The 21,132-nt window shown below is 71.6% G+C and carries 17 protein-coding genes and 1 pseudogene; all 18 read left to right on the top strand.

The features are described 5' to 3' along the window. Positions 1–49: 49 nt before the first annotated feature. The gene (locus tag F6W97_RS25940; protein WP_155373144.1) at positions 50–1,570 is read left to right on the top strand and encodes an FtsW/RodA/SpoVE family cell cycle protein; all 1,521 of its coding nucleotides are present in this window, start codon (positions 50–52) and stop codon (positions 1,568–1,570) included. Further along, on the top strand, positions 1,570–2,700 hold the full coding sequence (murG, locus tag F6W97_RS25935; protein ID WP_155373143.1) for an undecaprenyldiphospho-muramoylpentapeptide beta-N-acetylglucosaminyltransferase: 1,131 nt from the start codon (positions 1,570–1,572) through the stop codon (positions 2,698–2,700). Before F6W97_RS25940 ends, murG begins: the two co-directional genes overlap by 1 nt. A 26-nt stretch (positions 2,701–2,726) precedes the next feature. Beyond that, positions 2,727–4,196, top strand: a complete 1,470-nt coding sequence (gene murC, locus F6W97_RS25930; RefSeq protein ID WP_155373499.1) for a UDP-N-acetylmuramate--L-alanine ligase — start codon at positions 2,727–2,729, stop codon at positions 4,194–4,196. Then, positions 4,196–5,005, top strand: coding sequence for a cell division protein FtsQ/DivIB (locus tag F6W97_RS25925; protein ID WP_155373142.1), 810 nt, complete (start codon positions 4,196–4,198; stop codon positions 5,003–5,005). Before murC ends, F6W97_RS25925 begins: the two co-directional genes overlap by 1 nt. A 283-nt stretch (positions 5,006–5,288) precedes the next feature. Next, positions 5,289–6,398, top strand: a complete 1,110-nt coding sequence (ftsZ, locus tag F6W97_RS25920) for a cell division protein FtsZ (protein WP_120316113.1) — start codon at positions 5,289–5,291, stop codon at positions 6,396–6,398. A 155-nt stretch (positions 6,399–6,553) separates the two neighbouring features. Next, a complete protein-coding gene (locus F6W97_RS25915; RefSeq protein WP_155373498.1) occupies positions 6,554–7,297 on the top strand; it encodes a YggS family pyridoxal phosphate-dependent enzyme in 744 nt (247 codons plus the stop codon). 166 nt (positions 7,298–7,463) lie between these two features. Next, positions 7,464–8,231 (top strand): cell division protein SepF, encoded by a 768-nt coding sequence (locus tag F6W97_RS25910; RefSeq protein WP_155373141.1) that lies wholly within the window; start codon positions 7,464–7,466, stop codon positions 8,229–8,231. Between the two features lie 24 nt (positions 8,232–8,255). Further along, on the top strand, positions 8,256–8,552 hold the full coding sequence (locus F6W97_RS25905) for a YggT family protein (RefSeq protein ID WP_155373140.1): 297 nt from the start codon (positions 8,256–8,258) through the stop codon (positions 8,550–8,552). Positions 8,553–8,607: 55 nt separating this feature from the next. After that, complete coding sequence (locus F6W97_RS25900) at positions 8,608–9,390, top strand: DivIVA domain-containing protein (protein WP_144121464.1); 783 nt, start codon at positions 8,608–8,610, stop codon at positions 9,388–9,390. 336 nt (positions 9,391–9,726) lie between these two features. Continuing rightward, positions 9,727–10,389 carry a hypothetical protein gene (locus tag F6W97_RS25895; RefSeq protein ID WP_155373139.1) on the top strand — a complete coding sequence of 221 codons (663 nt, stop codon included), beginning with the start codon at positions 9,727–9,729 and terminating at the stop codon, positions 10,387–10,389. Positions 10,390–10,551: 162 nt separating this feature from the next. Beyond that, complete coding sequence (locus F6W97_RS25890) at positions 10,552–10,872, top strand: DUF167 domain-containing protein (protein ID WP_155373138.1); 321 nt, start codon at positions 10,552–10,554, stop codon at positions 10,870–10,872. A gap of 14 nt (positions 10,873–10,886) precedes the next feature. Next, positions 10,887–12,365: a potassium/proton antiporter gene (locus tag F6W97_RS25885; protein ID WP_407924611.1), complete on the top strand. Its 1,479-nt coding sequence runs from the start codon at positions 10,887–10,889 to the stop codon at positions 12,363–12,365. A 582-nt stretch (positions 12,366–12,947) separates the two neighbouring features. Then, the gene (locus F6W97_RS25880; protein WP_144121618.1) at positions 12,948–13,382 is read left to right on the top strand and encodes a TraR/DksA family transcriptional regulator; all 435 of its coding nucleotides are present in this window, start codon (positions 12,948–12,950) and stop codon (positions 13,380–13,382) included. 76 nt (positions 13,383–13,458) lie between these two features. Beyond that, positions 13,459–14,091 (top strand): signal peptidase II, encoded by a 633-nt coding sequence (locus tag F6W97_RS25875; protein ID WP_407924607.1) that lies wholly within the window; start codon positions 13,459–13,461, stop codon positions 14,089–14,091. After that, positions 14,091–15,029: an RluA family pseudouridine synthase gene (locus F6W97_RS25870; protein WP_155373136.1), complete on the top strand. Its 939-nt coding sequence runs from the start codon at positions 14,091–14,093 to the stop codon at positions 15,027–15,029. The genes F6W97_RS25875 and F6W97_RS25870 overlap by 1 nt, the downstream gene beginning before the upstream one ends. A gap of 46 nt (positions 15,030–15,075) precedes the next feature. Then, positions 15,076–16,122: a hypothetical protein gene (locus tag F6W97_RS25865; RefSeq protein WP_155373135.1), complete on the top strand. Its 1,047-nt coding sequence runs from the start codon at positions 15,076–15,078 to the stop codon at positions 16,120–16,122. Positions 16,123–16,414: 292 nt separating this feature from the next. Next, positions 16,415–17,401 (top strand): annotated as a pseudogene (locus F6W97_RS25860) (MinD/ParA family ATP-binding protein); the annotation flags it as partial. A 90-nt stretch (positions 17,402–17,491) separates the two neighbouring features. Beyond that, a complete protein-coding gene (dnaE, locus tag F6W97_RS25855; protein ID WP_155373134.1) occupies positions 17,492–21,025 on the top strand; it encodes a DNA polymerase III subunit alpha in 3,534 nt (1,177 codons plus the stop codon). Positions 21,026–21,132: the final 107 nt, after the last annotated feature.

Below are 21,132 nucleotides of genomic sequence, written 5' to 3'. Positions count from 1 at the left end.
AACAGAACAGCACCCCCCGTCCGCAGCGGCCGAGATCGGAGTCCTCTCGATGACCGGTGACGCCCGTACGGCTGCCCCGCCCGAGCAGGCGGGCCCGCCGGCGCCCCGCGTGCTGCGGGTGGACCTGTTCACCTGGCTCGCCGCCCTGCGCGGGCTGCTGTCGAGGCCGCTGGCCTCGTACTACCTGCTGCTGGCAAGCGCCGGCCTGCTCCTGGTGATCGGCCTGGCGATGGTGTACTCGGCGACCAGCGTCGCGGCGTACAGCGCCAGCGGCAGCGCGTTCACGGTCATCGCGCAGCAGGTCATCGCCGCGGTGGTGGGCCTGGCCGCGTTCTGGGTCTGCCAGCGGCTGCCGCGGCGCACCTTCCGGGCGATGGCCCCGGTGGCGCTGACGGTGTCGATCGTGCTGCTCTTGCTGATGGACGGCATCGCGCTGCTGCACGCCTCCAAGGCGCTGCCCAAGCCGCAGATCGGCTTCATCCACTCCGAGACGCTGTGGCTCTACATCGGCCCGGTCCAGCTGCAGCCCTCCGAGCTGGCGAAGTTCGCGCTGGTGCTGTGGGGCGCGGACGTGCTGACCCGCAAGGGCAACTCGATCGTGCGGCTGAAGGAGCTGTTCACGCCGCTGTTCCCGCTGGTGGGCCTGCTGTTCGTGCTGGTCGGCTACACCGACCTGGGCACCATGCTGTGCCTGCTGATCCTGTTCATCGGCCTGCTCTGGGCCGCCGGCACGCCGATGCGTTACTTCGGCATGCTGATCGGCACCGGCCTGGCCGGCATCGCGCTGCTCATCGTCGCGCCGGGCCTGGGCGGCTACCGCTCGGACCGGTTCGGCGCGTTCTTCCAGACCGACGCCGAAATCATCAGCTGCGCGGCCAACGACGACACCTGCTACCAGTCCAAGCAGGGGCTGCTGGCGATCTCCGACGGCGGCTGGTTCGGGGTCGGGCTGGGCAAGTCCAGCCTGAAGTGGAACTGGCTGCCCAGCGCGCACAACGACTTCATCTTCGCGGTCATCGCCGAGGAACTCGGCGTGGTCGGCTGCCTGGTGGTGCTGTCGCTGTTCGCCGTGCTGACCTTCACCGGCCTGCGCATCGCCCGCCGGGTCAACGACCCGTTCCGCCGGATGGCGGCCTGCGCGGTGACGCTGTGGCTGGTGGCACAGGCGGTCATCAACATCGGCGGGGTGGTCAAGCTGCTGCCGATCACCGGCCTGCCGCTGCCGTTCATCTCCGACGGCGGCACGGCCCTGGTGGTGACCCTGGCGGCGGTCGGCATGCTGGCGTCGTTCGCCCGCGCGGAGCCGGACGCGGCCCGAGCCCTGCATGCCCGTCCGGCCCCGAAGTGGGCCCAGCTAGTGTGGGCGCCGTTGCCACCTTTGCCGTCACCGGCGCGACCCGCCGACACGGCGGCGTCCGCGACCGCGGCGGCACCGGTGGCGAAGGCGCGCGAGCCGCAGGCGAAGGAGCCGGCGTCGCGCACTGCCGGACAGTCTCCGGGGGACCGCCGTTCGGGCGGGTCACCGGGACGGTCGGGCAATGCAGGTGGTCCGGGTGAGAGGAGACGGTGATGGTGTCAGGTGACGGCCGGTTGCGGTCGGTGGTGCTGGCCGGTGGTGGCACCGGCGGGCACATCTACCCGCTGCTGGCGTTCGCGGACTGTCTGCGCCGCCACGACCCCGAGGTCCGGATCACCTGCCTGGGCACGCCCCGTGGCCTGGAGACGGAACTGATCCCGGCGGCGGGCTACGACCTGCGGCACATCCCGGCGTACCAGCTGCCCCGCTCGGTGAACCTGAACCTGCTGCGCACCCCGGACCGGATGTTCCGGTCCACCAAGGCGGCGCGGGCGGTCATGGACGAGGTCGAGGCGGACGCGGTCGTCGGCTTCGGCGGGTACGTCTCCGTCCCGGCCTACCTGGCCGCGTGGCGGCGGCACACGCCGATCGTGATCCACGAGGTGAACGTGCCTGCCGGGGTGGCCAACAAGCTGGGCATGCGCTTCACCGAGAACATCGCGGTGGGCTTCCCGCACCAGCCGCGCCAGGACGAGTCGCTGCGCGGCGCGACCGTGGTCGGCGTGCCGCTGCGCCAGTCCATCACCACGCTGGACCGGGTCGCGCTGCGCGAGCGGGCCCGCGCCCACTTCGGGCTGGACCCGCACCGGCCGACCCTGTTCGTCTTCGGCGCGTCGCAGGGCGCCCGCTCGATCAACCTGGCCGTGGCCGCCTCGGCGAAGGCGCTGACCTCGGCGGGCGTGCAGGTGCTGCACGTGATCGGGGCCCGCAACGACGACGTCGAGGTGCCCAGCGACCTGGCCGCGCCGTACGTGCGGGTCAAGTTCATCAACGAGATGGAGCTCGGCTACGCCGCCGCCGACCTGGCGCTGTGCCGCGGTGGCGCGCTGACCTGCGCGGAGACCGCCGCGCTCGGGGTGCCCGCGATCTACGTCCCGCTGCCGTACGGCAACGGCGAGCAGCGGCGCAACGCGCTCCCGGTCGTTGAGGCTGGTGGTGGACTTATCGTGGACGACGGCGAGCTGACCCCGCAGTGGATCGAGCAGAACGTGCTGCCGCTGGTGACGGACCCGGCCCGGCTGGCCACGATGGGCTACGCGGCGGCGGCGTACGGCCGGCGGGACGGTGACGAGCAGTTGCGCTCGTTCCTGCTGAACGCGCTGGCGACGGCGAAGCGAAACTAGGGAGGCGTGCAGTGGAGACGGCAGAGATGATCCCGGCGGGTGTGCTCACCGCGGAGGACCTGGGCCGGGTGCACATGATCGGCGTCGGTGGCGTCGGCATGAGCGGACTGGCCCGCCTGCTGCTGACCCGCGGCGTGCCGGTGTCCGGTTCGGAGCTGCGCGAGTGGCCCGCGCTGGCGGCGCTGCGGGCGCTGGGCGGCACGATCTACATGAGCCACGACGTGTCGAACCTGGACGGCGTCGACACGGTCATCTACTCGACCGCGATCCCGGCCGACCACGTGGAGCTGGCCGAGGCGCGCAAGCGCGGGCTGCGCGTGCTGCACCGCTCGGAGGCCCTGGCCGCGGCGATGACCGGGCGGCGCACCATCGCGGTGGCCGGCACGCACGGCAAGACGACCACCACCTCGATGATCACCCTGATCATGCAGCAGGCCGGGCTGGCCCCGTCCTTCGTGATCGGCGGGGAGATCTCCGAGGTCGGTTCGAACGCCCACCACGGCACGGGGGAGTACTTCGTCGCCGAGGCCGACGAGAGCGACCGGTCCTTCCTGCTCTACCGGCCGCACGTGTCGATCATCACGAACGTGGAGGAGGACCACCTCAACACGTACGGCACGCTGGCCAATCTGGAGGACGCCTTCGTCGAGTTCGGCACGCTGGTCGAGCCGGACGGCTTCGTGGTCACCTGCGCCGACGACCCGGGCGCGATGCGGGTCACGGCCCGGCTGCGCGAGCTGGGCCGCACGGTGTTCACCTACGGCGAGTCGCCCGAGGCGGACCTGCGGCTGACCGACATCACCACCACCGCCGCGGGCGTGCGCTACCTGGCCTCGCTCAACGGGCAGGAGCTGGGCGAGTTCTCCATGCCGGTGCCCGGCCGGCACCTCGGCCTCAACAGCGCCTCGGCCGTGCTGACCGCGCTCAAGCTGGGCGTGGACCCCGAGGTGGTGGCCGCCGGGCTGGCCTCGCACCCGGGCGTGCGGCGGCGCTTCGAACTCAAGGGCATCGTGCAGGGGGTACGGGTGTACGACGAGTACGCCTACCACCCGACCTCGATGACCGCGGCCCTGCACACGCTGCGCGAGGTGGCCGGGGACGGCCGCCTGGTGGTGGTGTTCCAGCCCTACCGCATGTACCGCACCCGGGACCTGCAGGAGGAGATGGCCACCGCGCTGGCGCTCGCCGACGAGGCCGTGATCATGGAGGTGTTCGGCCCCGGCGAGGTGCGCGAGCCGGGTGAGGGCGGGGTCGCGCTGACCGCGGCCGTGCCGCTGCCGCCCGAGCAGAAGGTCTTCGTGCCGTCCTGGGAGGACGTGCCGGGCGAGGTGGTCCGCCGGGTCCGCGAGGGCGACGTGGTGGTGACCATGGGCGCGCCGCCGATCTCGCTGATGGGCGACGAGCTGATGGCGGCCCTGGCCGAGCGCGCCGACCCGGTCTCCCCGAACGGGTACGTCGCCCGCCACGCCTCGCCGGACGCGCGAGAGCCGGCCTGATGCCCGAGGGCCCCGACGACGGATCGCGGCGGCGGTGGCGGCTCGTACGGGCCGGCACCGACGCCGTGCCGCCGTGGGTCCGGCAGTTCATGCGGCGTACCCGGATCCCGCTGTCGCGGGCCGGCCGGGTGCGCCGCAACCGGCAGATCGTGGCCCGGCTGGGCCTGGCCGCCGGTGCGCTGCTGGTGCTGGGCGCGCTGGGCTGGCTGATCTTCGTCTCGCCGGTGCTCGGCGTGCGCGAGGTGTTCGTGTCCGGCGCCCTGATCCTGGAGCCGGACCAGGTGCGCACCGCCGCGGCGGTGCCCGACGGCACCCCGCTGGCCAGGGTGGACACCGACGCGGTGCGCGCCCGGGTGGCGGCGCTGGCGCCGGCCCGCGAGGTCACCGTCACCCGCAGCTGGCCGTCCACTCTGGTCATCGAGGTGGTCGAGCGCACTCCGGTCGGCGCGGTGCCCAACGGAAAGAAGTATGATCTTTTTGATGATCATGGTGTGATCTACCGTACGGTCTCCAGCGTCCCGTCCGGTGTCGTGCGGGTGCAGTTGGCCACGCCTGGTCCCCAGGACGTCTCCACCCAGTCCGCGCTGGCGGTGCTGCGGTCGCTGACCGAGCGGCTGCGGTCCCAACTGGCCACCCTGGTCGTGGAGGGGCCCGCCCGGATCCGGCTGGAGCTGGCCGGCGACCGGGTCGTGACCTGGGGCGACGCTGAGGGCAGTGAGCTGAAGGCGAAGGCGGCGGATGCTCTGCTGGCCAAGCCGGACAAGCGCATCGACGTCAGCGGCGTGCCGGAGGTCGTGACCCTCGGCTGAGCCCGTGGACGGCCCGCGGCGGTGGTCGCGTGCGCGAGGTCTCCATAGTGGAGTGCGAGACACGCCGCAGTGGTCCTTGGATCACAGCGTGCCGACGCTTACGTTTCCGTACAAGACAATGATTGACATAACCGTAAGGCTCTAGTAGAGGTTTAGGGTTCCCGCCCCGAACCGCTGCGGAGCGGCAATGACCGGAGGTCCGCCTCCGCCGTTGCGGCAAGCTAGGCCGGGTGGGGGCGCAGCCCTCGCCCTTGTGGCACAAGAGCCTCGAAGGAAGGGTCCGATGACACCTCCGCACAATTACCTCGCGGTCATCAAGGTCGTCGGCATCGGCGGCGGTGGCGTCAATGCCGTCAACCGCATGATCGAGGTCGGCCTCAAGGGCGTGGAGTTCATCGCCATCAACACCGACGCGCAGGCGCTGCTGATGAGCGACGCCGACGTGAAGCTCGACGTGGGCCGGGAGCTGACCCGCGGGCTCGGCGCCGGGGCCAACCCGGATGTCGGCAAGAACGCCGCCGAGGACCACCGCGACGAGATCGAGGAGGTGCTCAAGGGCGCCGACATGGTCTTCGTCACGTGCGGCGAGGGCGGCGGCACCGGCACCGGCGGCGCGCCCGTGGTGGCCAACATCGCCCGCAAGCTGGGCGCGCTCACCATCGGCGTGGTCACCCGGCCGTTCTCGTTCGAGGGCAAGCGCCGCCAGGTCCAGGCCGAGTCCGGGATCGAGGAGCTGCGCAACCAGTGCGACACGCTCATCGTCATCCCCAACGACCGGCTGCTGGCGCTCGGCGACCGCGGCATCACCATGATGGACGCGTTCCGCCAGGCCGACCAGGTGCTGCTGTCCGGTGTCCAGGGCATCACCGACCTGATCACCACGCCGGGTCTGATCAACCTCGACTTCGCCGACGTCAAGAGCGTCATGAGCGGCGCCGGCAGCGCGCTGATGGGCATCGGCAGCGCCCGCGGCGACAACCGCGCGGTGGAGGCGGCCGAGCGCGCCATCTCCAGCCCGCTGCTGGAGCAGAGCATGGACGGCGCGCGCGGCGTGCTGCTGTCCATCGCGGGCGGTTCCGACCTGGGCCTGTTCGAGATCAATGACGCGGCGCAGCTGGTCACCGACGCGGCCCACCCGGACGCGAACATCATCTTCGGCGCGGTCATCGACGACGCGCTCGGCGACGAGGTGCGGGTGACCGTGATCGCGGCCGGCTTCGACGGCGGCTCGCCGTCCTACAAGCCGGTCGAGATCCCGCGCAAGGTCACCCCGCCGGTGGAGGCGCCCACCCTGCGCCACCCGACGCCGACCAACACTCCGCCCACGCAGTCCCAGCGCAAGGTGCTCTTCGACGACGTGGACGTCCCTGACTTCCTGAAGAACGGCTCGTAGCCGGAAGATCGCTGTTTCGGGTCGTAAGGTGCGGTCAGACCGCAGATCTCGGCACAGCGATCTTCGCGGCCGACGGCGCGGCCTGCCCGTCGTGAGCAAGCTCCGGTCATGCGGTAAGAACAGCATGATCGGAGCTTTCTTCTTGGTTGGAGTGGATCTTGACTGACCAGCAGCGGCGCGAGCAGATCGCGGCGAACCTGGCAGCGGTGCGCGAGCGCATCGCCGCCGCCGCAGGCAAGGCGCGGCGCGCCCCGGGCGAGATCACCCTGGTCGCGGTGACCAAGACCTACCCCGCCTCCGACGTGCTGCACCTGGCCGCGCTCGGGGTGGCCGACGTGGGGGAGAACCGCGACCAGGAGGCGGCCCCCAAAGCCGCGGAGACCGCCGCCGCAGGGGTGGACCTGCGCTGGCACTTCATCGGGCAGCTGCAGCGCAACAAGGCCCGCTCCGTGGCCTCGTACGCGGCGATGGTGCACTCGGTCGACTCGGTGCGGCTGGCGACGGCGCTGGGGGCCGCGGCGGCGCGGGCGGCCGACGAGGGCCGGCCGGGGCAGCTCGACGCGCTGGTGCAGCTCAGTGTGGACGGTGACCCGGAGCGCGGCGGCGCGCTGGCGGCCGGCGACGATCCTGATCGGGCGCTGCTGCGCGTGGCGCAGGCCGTGGCCGCCGCGCCCGCGCTGCGGCTGCGGGGGGTGATGGCGGTGGCGCCGCTGGACTGGGCGCCCGAGCGCGCCTTCGCGGAGGTGGCCCGATGCGCCGCGCTGATCCGGGCGGCGCATCCTGATGCGACGGTGGTCTCCGCGGGCATGAGCGACGATCTGGACGAGGCCGTGGCGTGCGGCGCGACACATGTGCGCATCGGCAGCGCATTGCTCGGAATGCGACCACCCCTGCGGTAGCCTGGCGGCTGCACCGAAATTACACGAGTGTGGTTAACCCACGTGAGTGAAGATGAAGTGCGGCAGGCACTGGCTCGGTGGCGGGCTTTGACGGAGAGCTGGTGTCTGCGCGAGAGCGGCACAGGCACGGGGGTTTGTGCCGCACGGCGGACGGAGGGGCGCGGCAATGGGCGCACTGCGGAAGGCGGGTGTCTGGCTCGGGCTGGTCGAGGACGATGACGAGCACGAGTACGACGAGCCTGCCTACGACAAGGGGTATTCCTCCGGTTACCGCGACCGCGGGGGTCGCCGCGGCGACCGGGCGGAGGACCGCTACTCGCGTGACGGGGGCCGGTACAACGACGACTTCGAGGACGACGACGACCTCGACGAGGCGCCGTCGGTCCCGCGTACCCGGATGGCGGCGGACCGCAGCGGTTCGGCCCGGCTGGAGGCGGCGCGCGAGTCGGCGCGGGCGGAGGCCACCCGGCTGAACGTGGAGGCACGCCTGGAGGCGGCGCGGGCCGAGCGGGCCACGGTCCGCCCGATCACCCGTCCGCTGACCGCGGCGCCTAGCACGGCGTCGTCGACCACCACCGCAACGCGCGACAACCTGGCGCTGGCGCCCCAGGTGCAGCCGCAGCAGCGGGTGGCGGCGACGGCCGAGGACGACCGGCGGCCGCAGATCACCACGCTGCATCCCACCACGTACAACGAGGCGCGGCAGATCGGGGAGCGGTTCCGGGACGGCACACCGGTGATCATGAACCTGACGGAGATGGACGAGGCGGACGCCAAGCGTCTGGTTGACTTCGCTGCGGGACTCGCATTCGGGTTGCGGGGTACGATCGAGCGCGTCACCAACCGGGTGTTTCTGCTCTCACCGGCCAACGTCCAGGTAACCGCCGAGGACAAGGCCAAGATCGCCGAGGGCGGGTACCTCAACCAGAGTTAGTCCTACCGAGGGACTCCGACTGTCGTGTTTTCACCTGTGCTGCAGGTCGCGTACCTCGCGATCTACGTGTTCTACCTGGTGCTCCTGGCCAGGTTCGTGATGGGTACCGTGCTCTCGTACAGTCGGCGCTGGCAGCCGGCGCGGGGGTCGGCCGCCGCGCTCGAGGTGGTGTGGAGCGTCACTGATCCGCCTCTCAAAGCGTTGAGGCGTGTGATCCCACCGTTGCGCATTGGTACCGTGAGCATCGACCTGAGCTCCATCGTCCTGTTGATTATCCTTTACGTGCTGATGATTATCGTCGGAGGACTGATCCCCGGGTGACCCCCACCTGAGGACCGGTCCCCCAACGCGGCCGCGACTGACCCGAGGAGTTTCGATGCCGCTCACCCCGGCCGACGTGCACAACGTCGCCTTTAAAAAGCCTCCGATCGGCAAGCGGGGGTACGACGAGGAGGAGGTCGACGCCTTCCTCGATGAGGTCGAGCGCGAACTCGCCCGTCTGATCGAAGAGAACAGCGAACTGCGCATGCAGGTCGAGCGCGGCGGCGGTGGCCGTCAGCCGGTCGGCCCCGGCGGGCCCGACCCGCGCCTGGCGGCCGAGCTGAACGAGATGAAGGCTCAGCTCGACCGCATGCAGCGCGACAAGTCGGCCGCCGAGCAGGCTGCCCGCGCCATGCAGAACGAGCTGGAGCAGCTGCGCGGCGGTGGCATGGCGGCCGCGGCGGCGATGTCCGGCCCCGAGGGCGAGCAGCAGGCCCTGCGCGTGCTGATGATGGCCCAGCGCACCGCCGACGACCACGTGTCCGACGCGCGCCGCGAGGCCGACAAGGTGCTGTCCGAGGCCCGTTCCAAGGCCGAGGAGGTCACCCGGGACGCGCGGGCGAAGGCCGACGCGCTGGAGCGTGACGCCCGCCAGCGCCACCAGGAGGCGATCAGCGGCCTGGACGCCAAGCGCACCGCCCTGCAGCAGCACATCGACACGCTCAAGCAGTTCGAGCGGGAGTACCGCACGCGCCTGAAGGCGTACCTGGAGAGCCAGCTGCGCGACCTCGAAGGCCGCGGCCAGAGCCTGGAGGCCGAGATCGGCCGCGAGGACCGGCCGGCCGGCGGTGGCCTGGCCGCCGCGGGCTCCGGCTCGGGCTCCTTCAACGGTCGCTGACCCGACCCGGCCACGTCCCCTGGCGGTCCGCATCGGCGGACCGCCCGGGACGCGCCGAGTCCGGGCTGTCTGACCACCAGAGTTTCACCCCTCACGCACAGCCAGAGTCACCGCGGCAGCCTCCCCCCTCGTCGCTGCCGTCGCACCGCAGATAGAAAACGAGCCTGGGTGCCTCCGAGCCGTGAAACGGCTTGGCGCCCCGGGTTCGCCGGTGCGGGACCCTCCCGCGCCGGTAGCGAGACGGCCGGTTCGTGCGCGCCTCCCCCCGGGTGATGCCCAGGAGCGTGTCCCGGACCAGCCGAGACCTGGATCTAGCCGACGCGGCGGGGGTGAGCTGTGATAGTCGCAAGTCTGCTGCTCATCCTCGTTGCCGTTGTGCTGCTCGTGCTGGGGCTCACGGACGGATCGAGCGGGTTGCTCGTCGGTTCGATTGGCACCAGTCTGCTGGCCGCGGTCGCCCTTGTGGTGGGCGCACGCCAGGCTGCCGCCGCGCGTGCCGCGGCCGGGCTCCTCGACGATGACGAGGACGAGCAGTTCGACGGTGACGAGGATGACGAACCGGCCGGCCGGCGTGCCGGCGGCCGGGCTGTGGTGCCGCCCCGGGTTCCCGAACGGGACGACTGGGACGACGAGCCGGCGCGCCAGCCGGTGCTCGGCCGCACCGACACCGAACCGATGTCAGCCGGATATCAGCAGACCGAGGTCATGCTGCCGGCGCAGGGGGCCGGCGGGCGGGCCGACGATTTCGACGACGAGGATCCGCCGGACGAGCCGGTGGCGCAGCGCGTCTCCCCGGCCGACGCGGCGCGGATCGCCCGGATGTCGTCGGACGTGCTGGTCATCGACGGACGGCCGCGCTACCACGTGGCCGGGTGCGTGCACCTGCTGGGACGGCCGTACGAGCCGCTCCCGGTGTCCGAAGCCGTGGACCTCGGCTTCAGCCCCTGCGGTCTCTGCGAGCCGGACAGCGCGCTGCTGGCCGACGCACGCCGGGTCTGACCGGCCTCGGTCCTCCGGTGCTCCCGCCGCCGGTCTCGGGCGGGGACACGGACCGCCTGGCGCGCCGCCTGAACCGGTGGCGCGCCGGGGCGGTCCACCGCACCCGGACGGGACACCGGAGGTCCGCCACATGGCCGCGAGAGGCTTCCGGCACAATGGGTCATGGCACGTGATGGGTCCTCGTCGGTGACGGAACCTGCGGTCGTCGCGGTCCGGGTCAAGCCGGGCGCGGGCCGGACCAGGGTCGGCGGCGTCTACCCGGGCCCGCACGGCACCGCCCTGATCGTGGCGGTGCAGGCCCCCGCGGTCGACGGCAGGGCGACCGAGGCGGCCCGCCGGGCGCTGGCCGAGGCGCTGCTCCTGCCCGCCGCCACGGTCTCTCTGCGGACGGGCCTGGCCAGCCGCGACAAGCTCTTCCTGATCGAGACGCCGCCCGCCGACCTGGCGGACCGCCTGACCGCGCTGCACGAGGCGGGTCGGTGATCGCGCACCTCGACATGGCCCTGCTGATCGGGGCCGCGGTGCTGCTCGTCGCGGTGGCCGCCGTGCGCTGGTCCACCCGGCTGGGGGTGCCCAGTCTCCTGGTCTACCTGGCCCTCGGTGTGCTGCTGGGGTCGGTCTTCGGCCTGCGGTTCGACAACGCCGAGCTGGTGCGCCTGCTGGGCACCTGCGCGCTGGTGCTGATCATCGCCGAGGGCGGCCTCACCGCCCGCTGGACCACGCTGCGTCCGGTGCTGGGGCTGGCCTCCACGCTCGCCACGCTCGGCGTGCTGGTCAGCGTGGTGGTGGTCACCGTGGTCTGCCATTTCCTGCTGGGCTGGGACTGGCGCACCGCGGCGCTGATCGGGGCGGTGCTGTCGTCCACCGACGCGGCCGCCGTCTTCTCCACGCTGCGCCGGCTGCGGCTGCGCCCGCGGCTGGTCGCCACGCTGGAAGCGGAGTCGGGCATCAACGACGCCCCGGTGGTGCTGCTGGTGATCCTGCTGTCGAGCCCGGCGGGCATCGGGCCGTGGTGGCAGGAGACGCTGCTGATCGCGTACGAGCTGGCCGCCGGTGCGGTGATCGGCCTGCTCGTCGGCGTGGTGGGCCGGGAGCTGCTGCGCCGGGCGGCGCTGCCCGCGGCGGGCCTGTACCCGCTGGCCGCGGTGGGCCTGACGGTGCTGGCGTACGCCGGCGGTGCGGTCGCGCACGCCTCCGGCTTCCTGGCCGTCTACGCCGCCGGGGTGGTGCTCGGCAACTCGCGGCTGCCGCACCGCCAGGCGATCCTCGGCTTCGCCGACGGTCTGGCCTGGCTGTCCCAGATCGGCCTGTTCGTCCTGCTCGGCCTGCTGGTGTCGCCGCCCGGCCTGGTCCAGATGCTGGTGCCCGCGGTGCTGGTGGGGGTGGTGCTGACCTTCGTCGCCCGCCCGCTGTCGGTGCTGGCCAGCGCGACCCCGTTCGGGGTGGGCTGGCGCGAGCAGCTGTTCCTGTCCTGGGCGGGGCTGCGCGGGGCGGTGCCGATCGTGCTGGCCACGATTCCGCTCGCGCAGGGCGTGCCGGGCGCCGAGGCGCTGTTCAACATCGTGTTCGTGCTGGTGGTGGTGTTCACCATGGTGCAGGCGGGCACGCTGCCGGTGGTGGCCCTGCGGCTCGGGGTGACCGCCCCGGGGGAGGCCACCGAGCTGCGGGTGGAGACCGCCCCGCTGGACCGGATGCACGCCGAGCTGCTGCAGATCGAGGTGCCGCCGGGGTCCGGCCTGGCCGGGGTGCACCTCGACGAGTTGCGGCTGCCGGTGGGCGCCTCGGTGACGCTGGTGCTGCGCGACGGCGTCGGTTTCGTGCCCGATCGCGACACACGGTTGCGATTGGGTGACAGTCTGCTGATTGTCGCCACCGAAGCGGTACGCGACGAAGCCGAACGGCGGTTGCGGGCGGTGAGCCGGCGGGGCCGGCTGGCCCACTGGTTCGGAGAGGACGGCCGGGAACACGGGGACTAGGTGATATTGTCCCTTTTGCCAAATTCACCAGAAAGGGACGGTCGCGCGGCAATGTCCGGCATGACCGCGATGATCGGTGCCTTTCCTGCGGATACTTCGGGTGGTTCCGGGGTACTCACAGGAATTCGACAGGCAGTGCGTGGCATGTTTGTGGACCGTCCATACGTTCCGTATTCTTGCCAGCCTATTGGAGTGCGCGGCGTGAGCCGCGCGCCCGTTTTGCATCTGGGGGACGCCATGGCCGAAAGGGCAGGCGGGAGCAAGACCGGAGCGGCGGCGAAGAAGGCCGTCGCGAAGACCACCGCGGCGCCGAAACGCTCCGTGAAGACAGTGGCCGCGGGGGCGGCCACGGCGAAGGGGGAGACGGTGACGGCTACCTCGGACACCACTGCCCGCAAGCGCGCGCCCGGCTCGGCCGAGCCCGCGCGCAAGACGGCGGCCAAGCCCGCCGCGGCCGCCGCCGACGCCAAGAAGTCGACGCGCGCCACCCCGACCACCCGGCGGCACGCCGCCGGGACGGAAGAGAATCCCCCCGCCCAGGCAACGCCGAGCGCCGCCACGACCGCGGCCGAGGGAGCGACCATGGTCAAACCTGCCGAGTCCAAGACCGCCAGCCGTACGGCCGCCAAGGCGACCGCGGCGAAGAAGGGTGATCGCAGCGCCGCGGAGACCGAGAAGATCCGGGTGGCGCTCACCGCGCGCCGTGACGAGCTGCAGGAGGAGTACGACCACACGCTCGTCGAGATCGCCGAACTGCAGCGCGACCGGCTCACCGACTCGGCCGGCGACGATCAGGCCGACACCGGTACCAAGACGTTCGAGCGCGAGCAGGAGATCACGCTGGCGAACAACATCCTGGAGCGGATCACCCAGGTCGAGCGCGCACTGGAGCGCCTCGACGAGGGCAGCTACGGCTGGTGCGAGAAGTGCGGCAACCCGATCCCGGTGGAGCGGCTGGCCGCGTTCCCGTCCGCCACGCTGTGCGTGACCTGCAAGCAGCTGGAAGAGCGCCGCTAGGGCCGGTGCCCGGCCGGGCAGGCCGACCCGGCATGATCGTACGAAGGGCGCGTCCGGCGCCCGAGACTTGGGGAGTGTGTCGGTGGACCAGGACAGTCAGCGGGAACCGGAGCACTCCCCACCTCGGATCAGCCGCGGTAAGGCTGTGTCCGTCTTCGCGGGGATGGCCGTGTTCGCCCTGGCGCTGGACGTGGTCACCAAGGAGTGGGCGACGAAGCTGGACCCGCAGGAGCCGGTCAAGGTGCTCGGCGGCGCGGTCTACATGTCGCTGACCCGCAACAGCGGGGCGGCGTTCAGCCTGCTCGAGGACTACACCTTCATCTTCCCGATCATCGCCCTGGTCGTACTCACCTGGATCGGCTTCATGGTCCGCCGGCTGCGCTCGCTGCCGTGGGCGATCTCGCTGGGCATGATCCTCGGTGGCGTGTTCGGCAACCTGATCGACCGCATCTTCCGCGCGCCGGCCCCGTTCCACGGGCACGTGGTCGACTTCATCAGCGTGTTCGACCCGCACGGCCGGGCCTTCCCGATCTTCAACGTCGCGGACATGGCCCTGGTCGGCGGCGTGTGCCTGGCCGTGCTGCTGGAGATCCAGGGCCGCCAGCGCGACGGCAGCCGCATCACGTCCGAGAAGAAGACCGACGCCGACGCGGCGCCGGGCGACTCGCGTGCCGCCGCCTCCGTCTCCTCGGACCGAGGTTCGCGGTGATGGGCCTGAAGGGGGAGACCCGCTCCCTGCCGGTCCCCGACGGGCTGGACGGGATGCGGCTGGACCAGGCGGTCTCCCGGCTGTTCGGGCTGTCGCGCACCGCGGCGGCCACCCTCGTCGAAGCCGGTGACGCCACGGTCGACGGCGTGCCCCGCGGCAAGTCGGACAAGGTCACCGGCGGCAGCTGGCTGGAGGTGACCCTGCCCGCCCCGCCCACGGCCCCCGTCGTGGTGGCCGAGCAGGTCGACGGCCTGCGGATCATCCACAGTGACGACGACATCGTGGTGGTGGACAAGCCGGTCGGCGTCGCGGCCCACCCCAGCCCCGGCTGGACCGGCCCGACCGTGATCGGCGGCCTGGCCGGGATGGGGCAGACCGTCGCCACCAGCGGCGCCGCCGAGCGCCAGGGCGTCGTGCACCGGCTCGACGTGGGCACCACCGGGCTCATGGTCGTCGCCAAGAGCGAGACCGCGTACAGCGCGCTGAAGTGGGCCTTCAAGCACCGCGAGGTGGACAAGCGCTACCACGCGGTGGTGCAGGGCCACCTCGACCCACTGCGGGGCACGGTCGACGCCCCCATCGACCGGCACCCCACGCACGACTGGAAGTTCGCGGTGATGTCGGGCGGCAAGCCCAGCATCACCCACTACGACACGCTGGAGGCCTTCCCCTCCGCCAGCCTCGTCGACATCAGACTGGAGACCGGTCGCACCCACCAGATCCGGGTGCACTTCTCCGCTCTGCGGCACCCCTGCGTAGGCGACCTGACCTACGGCGCCGACCCGACGCTCTCCGCCCGCCTCGGCCTGCACCGGCAGTGGCTGCACGCGCGTGAGCTCAGCTTCAACCACCCCGGCACCGGACAAGAGGTCCGGTTCGTCAGCGAGTACCCGCCAGACCTCGCGCAAGCGCTCGAACGGCTGCGCGAGGCTGGTTGACACGCGCTCGCGCCCCCCGCGCGAGGCCGGATGAGAGGAACGCCGGATGCGCCCGCAAAGGTTCTTGCGGCATCTGGATCAGGTCATAGTGCCGCGGCTCGCGGGCGGTTTCGTCCGCATCGGGCGCGGGCGGCTGCGGTCGCGGCTGCTCACCGGGGCTGCCCTGCTCGGGGTCACCGGGGTGCTGCTGGCCGTGGTGTGGACCGCGCACCGCGGGACCACGGCCACCCCGGAGGCCACCCTCGGCGAGACCGTGCAGGTCGGCGTCGTGCAGGGGCAGTCGGTGCCGCTGTACGCCAAACAGGCCCGCTCCGAGCTGGCCGGTCTGCTCAAGCGCCCGGCGGCCACCCCGGTGGAGACGTACGCGCTGGTCAGCCTCAAGGCGTACCTGGCACCCGAGCGGCTCACGCCGGTGCTCGGCGGCGTCTCGGTGGTCGAGGTCTACGCCCGCGTGCCGCTGGGCAGGACGCCGACGACGTCGGTGCGCATCCCGGCCTTCCAGATCCCTGATGACGTGGTGGCCGGCATGAAGCAGGTCGCCGCGCGCAAGGACGCCGACGCCACGGACTTCCGGGGCCTGGCCGGCAAGCTGACCACCGCGGACGCGGAGGAGGAGCGGCTGCGCGACACGTACCTGGGCGGCTCGGCGGTCGCGCAGGCCGAGGCCGAGGCCTACCGCACGGGCTGCACCTGCGTGTACGCGGCGGTGGTGCGGGCGACCCCGGCGGCGCTGGACCAGATCGCGTCCCGTCCCGAGGTGCGGGCTGTCGACCCCGCGCCCGAGGTGCGGCGGCTGGACCGGGCGGTGTTCCTGCCCCCGCTGCCGGAGCAGGTGGGCCAGCTCGACCCGTCCGCCACGGCGAGTGCCAAGCCGAGCGCGCAGCCGAGCGCCACGCCCGCCGCTGAGCCCAGTGCCACGCCGAGCGAGCGGCCGGAGCCGAGCGATCCCGCGTCGGCCGGTCCGGGTTCGGGCCCGGCGTCGCCGCGCGTCTCGCCGGCGGCGGAGACGAGCCCGTCCGAGGACGGCACGGCTCCGGCATCCCCGGCGCACGCCCCCTCGGCGGCGGCGTCCGACGCCGGGGAGGCGGGCTGAGCCGGTGGGCGTCCCCCGCGGGTGTCCGCACCCTGCATCGAGTGACGTCGTTGAGCAGGTGGAGGCCCGGTTCGTTAGACGTCTTCACCTCTTCTCCGCGGCAATCGGCCGTCAGGGTCTGGAGGTGTGGGTGCCGGAACACATAGGGTGGTCAAGCTGGTGTCGAGGTGCGTAGCCTGGCACCGCATTGATCATTGATCACTCTGGCAGGGCGGGGAGGGCGCACACCGTGGAGCGCAACGGCCAGCGGGGCGACGGTCCCACGGCTTGGGGCCGACCCGGCGAGCTGACGCCCGCCGAGGCGACCTCACGCTGGCGGGTGCTGCTCGACCGGGCCCGCGCCGCGCCGCCCCGTGAGCCTGCGCCCGCCGAGCCGGCCCACCCGACCGGCCCGGCCACCGCCACCCCGGCGGGGCCCGCGTACGGCGCGCCGGCCGGACGGATCGAGTGGCGTCCCTCGGCCCGGGCCGACGACGTCGACCACGCCGTCTCGGTGCTGCGCCGGGAACTGGGCGGCCCGAAGGTGCTGGCCTTCGCCAACCCCAAGGGCGGGGTGCACAAGACCACCGCCACCGTGCTCGCCGCGGCCACCATCGGCAGCGTGCGCGGCCGGGGCGTGCTGGCCTGGGACGACAACGAGTTGCGCGGCACGCTGGGCCTGCGGGCGGGCAGCGCGCGGCACGCGCGCACCATCCGGCACCTGCTCAGCGACCTGCTGGAGATCGAGAACGCGCCGCTGCCCGAGCTGAAGGACCGGCTCGACGACTACCTGCGGCACGCCTCCGACGGGTCGTACGACGTGCTGGCCGGCGAGGAGAACCCGCGCTTCGCCCAGCGCCTGGACCAGCACACCGTGCGCCGGGTGCTGGACCTGCTGTGCCGCACCCACGACATCGTCTGCGTGGACACCGGCAACAACGTGGAGAGCGCCAACTGGCAGACGGTGATCCGCGCCGCGGACCAGCTCGTCATCACGACGGTGCCCCGCGAGGATGCCGCGTTCACCGCGGACTGGATGATCGACCTGCTGCACGAGGTCGGCCTGGGCAAGCTGGCCGAGAACGCGGTGACGCTGCTGTCGTGCGCCACCCCGGGCACCTCGCCGCTGCTGGAGGACCTGCGCAAGCACTTCGCCACGCGGACCCGCGCGGTGGTCGTGGTGCCCTTCGACCCGGCCCTGGAGACCGGCTCGTCGATCGAGTACGGCGCGCTCCAGCAGACCACGAAGCGGGCCTGGCTGAACGCCGCATCGGTGATGGTGGAACCCTTCGCCCGGTGACGCCCGGCACCCGGGGAGCGGCGGGTGGAACGCGTCGGAGCGCAGGACTAGGCTGAGCGGTACCGTCGACAAGCTGGGGGTGGGTACGCCGTGGGCGACTCTTTTGTGCATCTTCACGTGCACACGGAGTATTCGATGCTCGACGGCGCGGCCCGGTTGAAGGAGCTGTTCAAGGAGGCCAATCGCCTCGAGATGCCGGCTCTGGCGATGACCGACCACGGCAACATGTTCGGCGCGTACGACTTCTACAAGCAGGCCACCGCCGCCGGCATCAAGCCGATCATCGGCGTCGAGTCCTACGTGACCCCGAACACGGCCCGGCAGGAGCGCGTGCGCGTCCGCTGGGCCGACGGCGGCGAGAACGACGTCTCCGGCGGTGGCGCGTACACCCACATGACGATGCTGGCGGCCGACGCCGACGGGCTGCGCAACCTGTTCCGGATGCAGTCGAAGGCGAGCCTGGAGGGCTACTTCTACAAGCCCCGCGCCGACCGCGAGCTGCTGCACCAGTACGGCAAGGGCGTCATCGCGACGACAGGCTGCCCCTCGGGCGAGATCCAGACCTGGCTGCGGATCGGCGACTTCGACAAGGCCGTGGCGTCGGCGGGCGAGTTCCAGGACATCTTCGGCAAGGAGAACTTCTACCTGGAGCTGATGGACCACGGCATCGGCATCGAGAAGGCCGCCCGCGACGGGCTGGACCGGCTGCGCAAGCACATGAACCTCAAGCCGCTGGTCACCAACGACCTGCACTACACGTACGCGGCCGACGCCGACGCGCACGAGGTGCTGCTGTGCGTGCAGTCCGGCTCGACGATGGCCGACCCGAAGCGCTTCAAGTTCGACGCCCGCGACTTCTACCTGAAGTCGGCCGAGGAGATGCGCCGCCAGTGGGACGACCTGGTGCCGGGCGCGTGCGACAACACTTTGGAGATCGCCGAGCGGATCGGCGACTACAAGGAGGTGTTCGCGCACCGCAACCTGATGCCGTCGTTCCCGGTGCCCGAAGGCTTCACCGAGGAGTCGTGGCTGCGTGCCGAGGTGCACCGGGGCCTGCGCGACCGCTTCCCGAACGGGGTGCCCGAGGACCGGCTGCGCCAGGCCGACTACGAACTCGACGTCATCTGCAAGATGGGCTTCCCGGGCTACTTCCTGGTGACCGCCGACCTGTGCGCGTACGCGCGGCAGGAGGGCATCCGGGTGGGTCCGGGGCGTGGTTCGGCGGCCGGCGCGCTGATCGCGTACGCGCTGCGCATCACCGAGCTGGACCCGATGTCGCACGGCCTGCTGTTCGAGCGGTTCCTGAACCCCGACCGCGTCTCCATGCCCGATATCGACATGGACTTCGACGAGCGCCGGCGCGGTGACATGATCCGCTACGCGACCCAGCGCTGGGGCGAGGAGCGGGTCGCGCAGATCATCACGTACGGCACCATCAAGGCCAAGGCCGCGATCAAGGACGCGGCCCGGGTGCTGGGGTACCCGTTCGCGGTCGGCGACAAGATCACCAAGGCCATGCCGCCCGCGGTGATGGGCAAGGACATCCCGCTGTCGGGCATCTTCGACAGCAACCACCCGCGCTACCAGGAGGCGCAGGAGTTCCGGTCGCTTTACGACACCGATCCGGACACCAAGAAGGTCGTCGACACCGCCAAGGGCATCGAGGGCCTCAAGCGCCAGTGGGGCGTGCACGCGGCCGGTGTGATCCTGTCCGGCGAGCCGCTGATGGACGTGCTGCCGATCCAGAAGCGCGAGCAGGACGGCGCCATCATCACCCAGTGGGACATGGGCGCGTGCGAGTCCATCGGCCTGCTCAAGATGGACTTCCTCGGCCTGCGCAACCTCACCGTGATGGACGACTGCCTGGAGGGCATCAAGCTCAACCGCGGCATCGACGTGGTGCTCGAAGAGCTGCCGCTGGCGGACAAGCCCACCTACGAGCTGCTGGCCCGCGGCGACACCCTGGGCGTGTTCCAGCTCGACGGCGGCCCGATGCGCGCACTGCTGCGCTCGATGATCCCCGACGGCTTCGAGGACATCTCCGCGGTGCTGGCGCTCTACCGCCCCGGCCCGATGGGCGCGAACGCGCACAACGACTACGCCGACCGCAAGAACGGCCGCAAGCCGGTGGTGCCGATCCACCCCGAGCTGGCCGAGCCGCTGTCGGAGATCCTCGGCGACACCTACGGCCTGATCGTGTACCAGGAGCAGGTCATGGCCATCGCGCAGAAGCTGGCCGGGTACACCCTCGGCCAGGCCGACCTGTTGCGCCGCGCCATGGGCAAGAAGAAGAAGGAGATCCTCGACAAGGAGTACGTGCCGTTCTCCGGTGGCATGAAGGACAACGGCTACTCCGACGCGGCGATCAAGACGCTGTGGGACATCCTGGTCCCGTTCTCCGACTACGCCTTCAACAAGGCGCACACCGCCGGCTACGGCCTGGTCTCCTTCTGGACCGCCTACCTCAAGGCCAACTACCCGGCCGAGTACATGGCGGCGCTGCTCACCTCCGTCGGCGACGACAAGGACAAGTCCGCGGTCTACCTGGCCGAGTGCCGCCGCATGGGCATCAAGGTGCTGCCGCCGGACGTCAACGCCTCCACCGCCCGGTTCACCCCGGTCGGCGACGAGATCCGGTTCGGCCTGGGCGCGGTGCGCAACGTCGGCGGCAACGTCGTCGAGGCGATCGTGCGCGGGCGCAAGGAGCAGGGCGCGTTCACCGACTTCTACGACTTCCTGCGCAAGGTCGACGCGGTGGCCTGCAACAAGCGCACCATCGAGTCCCTGATCAAGGCGGGGGCTTTCGACTCGATGGACCACCCCCGCAAGGGGCTGCTGTCGGTGCACGCCGACGCCATCGACTCGTTCATGGGCGTCAAGAAGAACGAGGCCATCGGCCAGTTCGACCTGTTCGGCTCGGCGTTCGCCGACACCGACTCGACCGGCGCCGGCATGATCGTCACGCCGCCCATCCCGCCGGGCGAGTGGGACAAGACCGACCTGCTCGTCTTCGAGCGCGAGATGCTCGGCCTGTACGTCTCCGACCACCCGCTGTTCGGCCTGCAGCACGTGCTGAGCAAGGCCGCCGACATGTCGATCGCGGCGCTCAACGAGGAGGGCGGCGTTGCCGACGGGCAGATCGTCACCCTGGCCGGCATCCTGTCCGGCGTGCAGCGGCGCATCACCAAGCAGGGCAAGGCCTGGGCCTCGGCGACGCTGGAGGACCTGGACGGCGCGGTCGAGGTGCTGTTCTTCCCGAACACCTACGACCTGGTCGGGCAGTACATCGCCGAGGACGCCATCGTCGTGATCAAGGGCCGCGCGGACCGCCGCGACGACCAGGCCAAGCTCATGGCGATGGACATGTCCATCCCGGACACCAGTGCGCCCGACGACGCCAAGCCGGTCGTGCTCGCACTGCAGGTCAACCGGTGCACGCCGCCGCTGGTCGAGCGCCTGCGCGAGGTGCTGTCCACCCACCCCGGCCCGGCCGAGGTGCACGTACGCCTCACCAACGGCCAGAAGTCGTCGACCTACCGTCTGGGCCCGATGCGCGTGTCACCGGTCCCCGCCCTGATGGCCGACCTGAAGGCGCTGCTCGGCCCGTCCGCGCTGGCCGGCTGAGCCGGGCCCGCTCGGGGCGCCTGCCGCGGCACGGCGCCCGAGCGGGGTGCGGCGCGCCGAGCGGGGTGCGGCGCGCCGAGCGGGGTGCGGCGCGGGGCGCGGGGTGC

This window comes from Catellatospora vulcania (genome assembly GCF_009720385.1).
GTDB lineage: Bacteria > Actinomycetota > Actinomycetes > Mycobacteriales > Micromonosporaceae > Catellatospora > Catellatospora vulcania.
The sequence above is the reverse complement of the archived record's forward strand: the minus strand, read 5'-3'. Positions and strand labels throughout refer to the sequence as shown.

Excerpts from the sequence above, each read along its gene's own strand:
- F6W97_RS25940 (WP_155373144.1), top strand. The coding sequence starts at position 50 with ATGACCGGTGACGCCCGTACGGCTGCCCCGCCCGAGCAGGCGGGCCCG.
- murG (WP_155373143.1), top strand. The coding sequence starts at position 1,570 with ATGGTGTCAGGTGACGGCCGGTTGCGGTCGGTGGTGCTGGCCGGTGGT.
- murC (WP_155373499.1), top strand. The coding sequence starts at position 2,727 with ATGATCCCGGCGGGTGTGCTCACCGCGGAGGACCTGGGCCGGGTGCAC.
- F6W97_RS25925 (WP_155373142.1), top strand. The coding sequence starts at position 4,196 with ATGCCCGAGGGCCCCGACGACGGATCGCGGCGGCGGTGGCGGCTCGTA.
- ftsZ (WP_120316113.1), top strand. The coding sequence starts at position 5,289 with ATGACACCTCCGCACAATTACCTCGCGGTCATCAAGGTCGTCGGCATC.
- F6W97_RS25910 (WP_155373141.1), top strand. The coding sequence starts at position 7,464 with ATGGGCGCACTGCGGAAGGCGGGTGTCTGGCTCGGGCTGGTCGAGGAC.
- F6W97_RS25900 (WP_144121464.1), top strand. The coding sequence starts at position 8,608 with ATGCCGCTCACCCCGGCCGACGTGCACAACGTCGCCTTTAAAAAGCCT.
- F6W97_RS25890 (WP_155373138.1), top strand. The coding sequence starts at position 10,552 with ATGGCACGTGATGGGTCCTCGTCGGTGACGGAACCTGCGGTCGTCGCG.
- F6W97_RS25885 (WP_407924611.1), top strand. The coding sequence starts at position 10,887 with ATGGCCCTGCTGATCGGGGCCGCGGTGCTGCTCGTCGCGGTGGCCGCC.
- F6W97_RS25880 (WP_144121618.1), top strand. The coding sequence starts at position 12,948 with ATGGTCAAACCTGCCGAGTCCAAGACCGCCAGCCGTACGGCCGCCAAG.
- F6W97_RS25870 (WP_155373136.1), top strand. The coding sequence starts at position 14,091 with ATGGGCCTGAAGGGGGAGACCCGCTCCCTGCCGGTCCCCGACGGGCTG.
- F6W97_RS25865 (WP_155373135.1), top strand. The coding sequence starts at position 15,076 with ATGCGCCCGCAAAGGTTCTTGCGGCATCTGGATCAGGTCATAGTGCCG.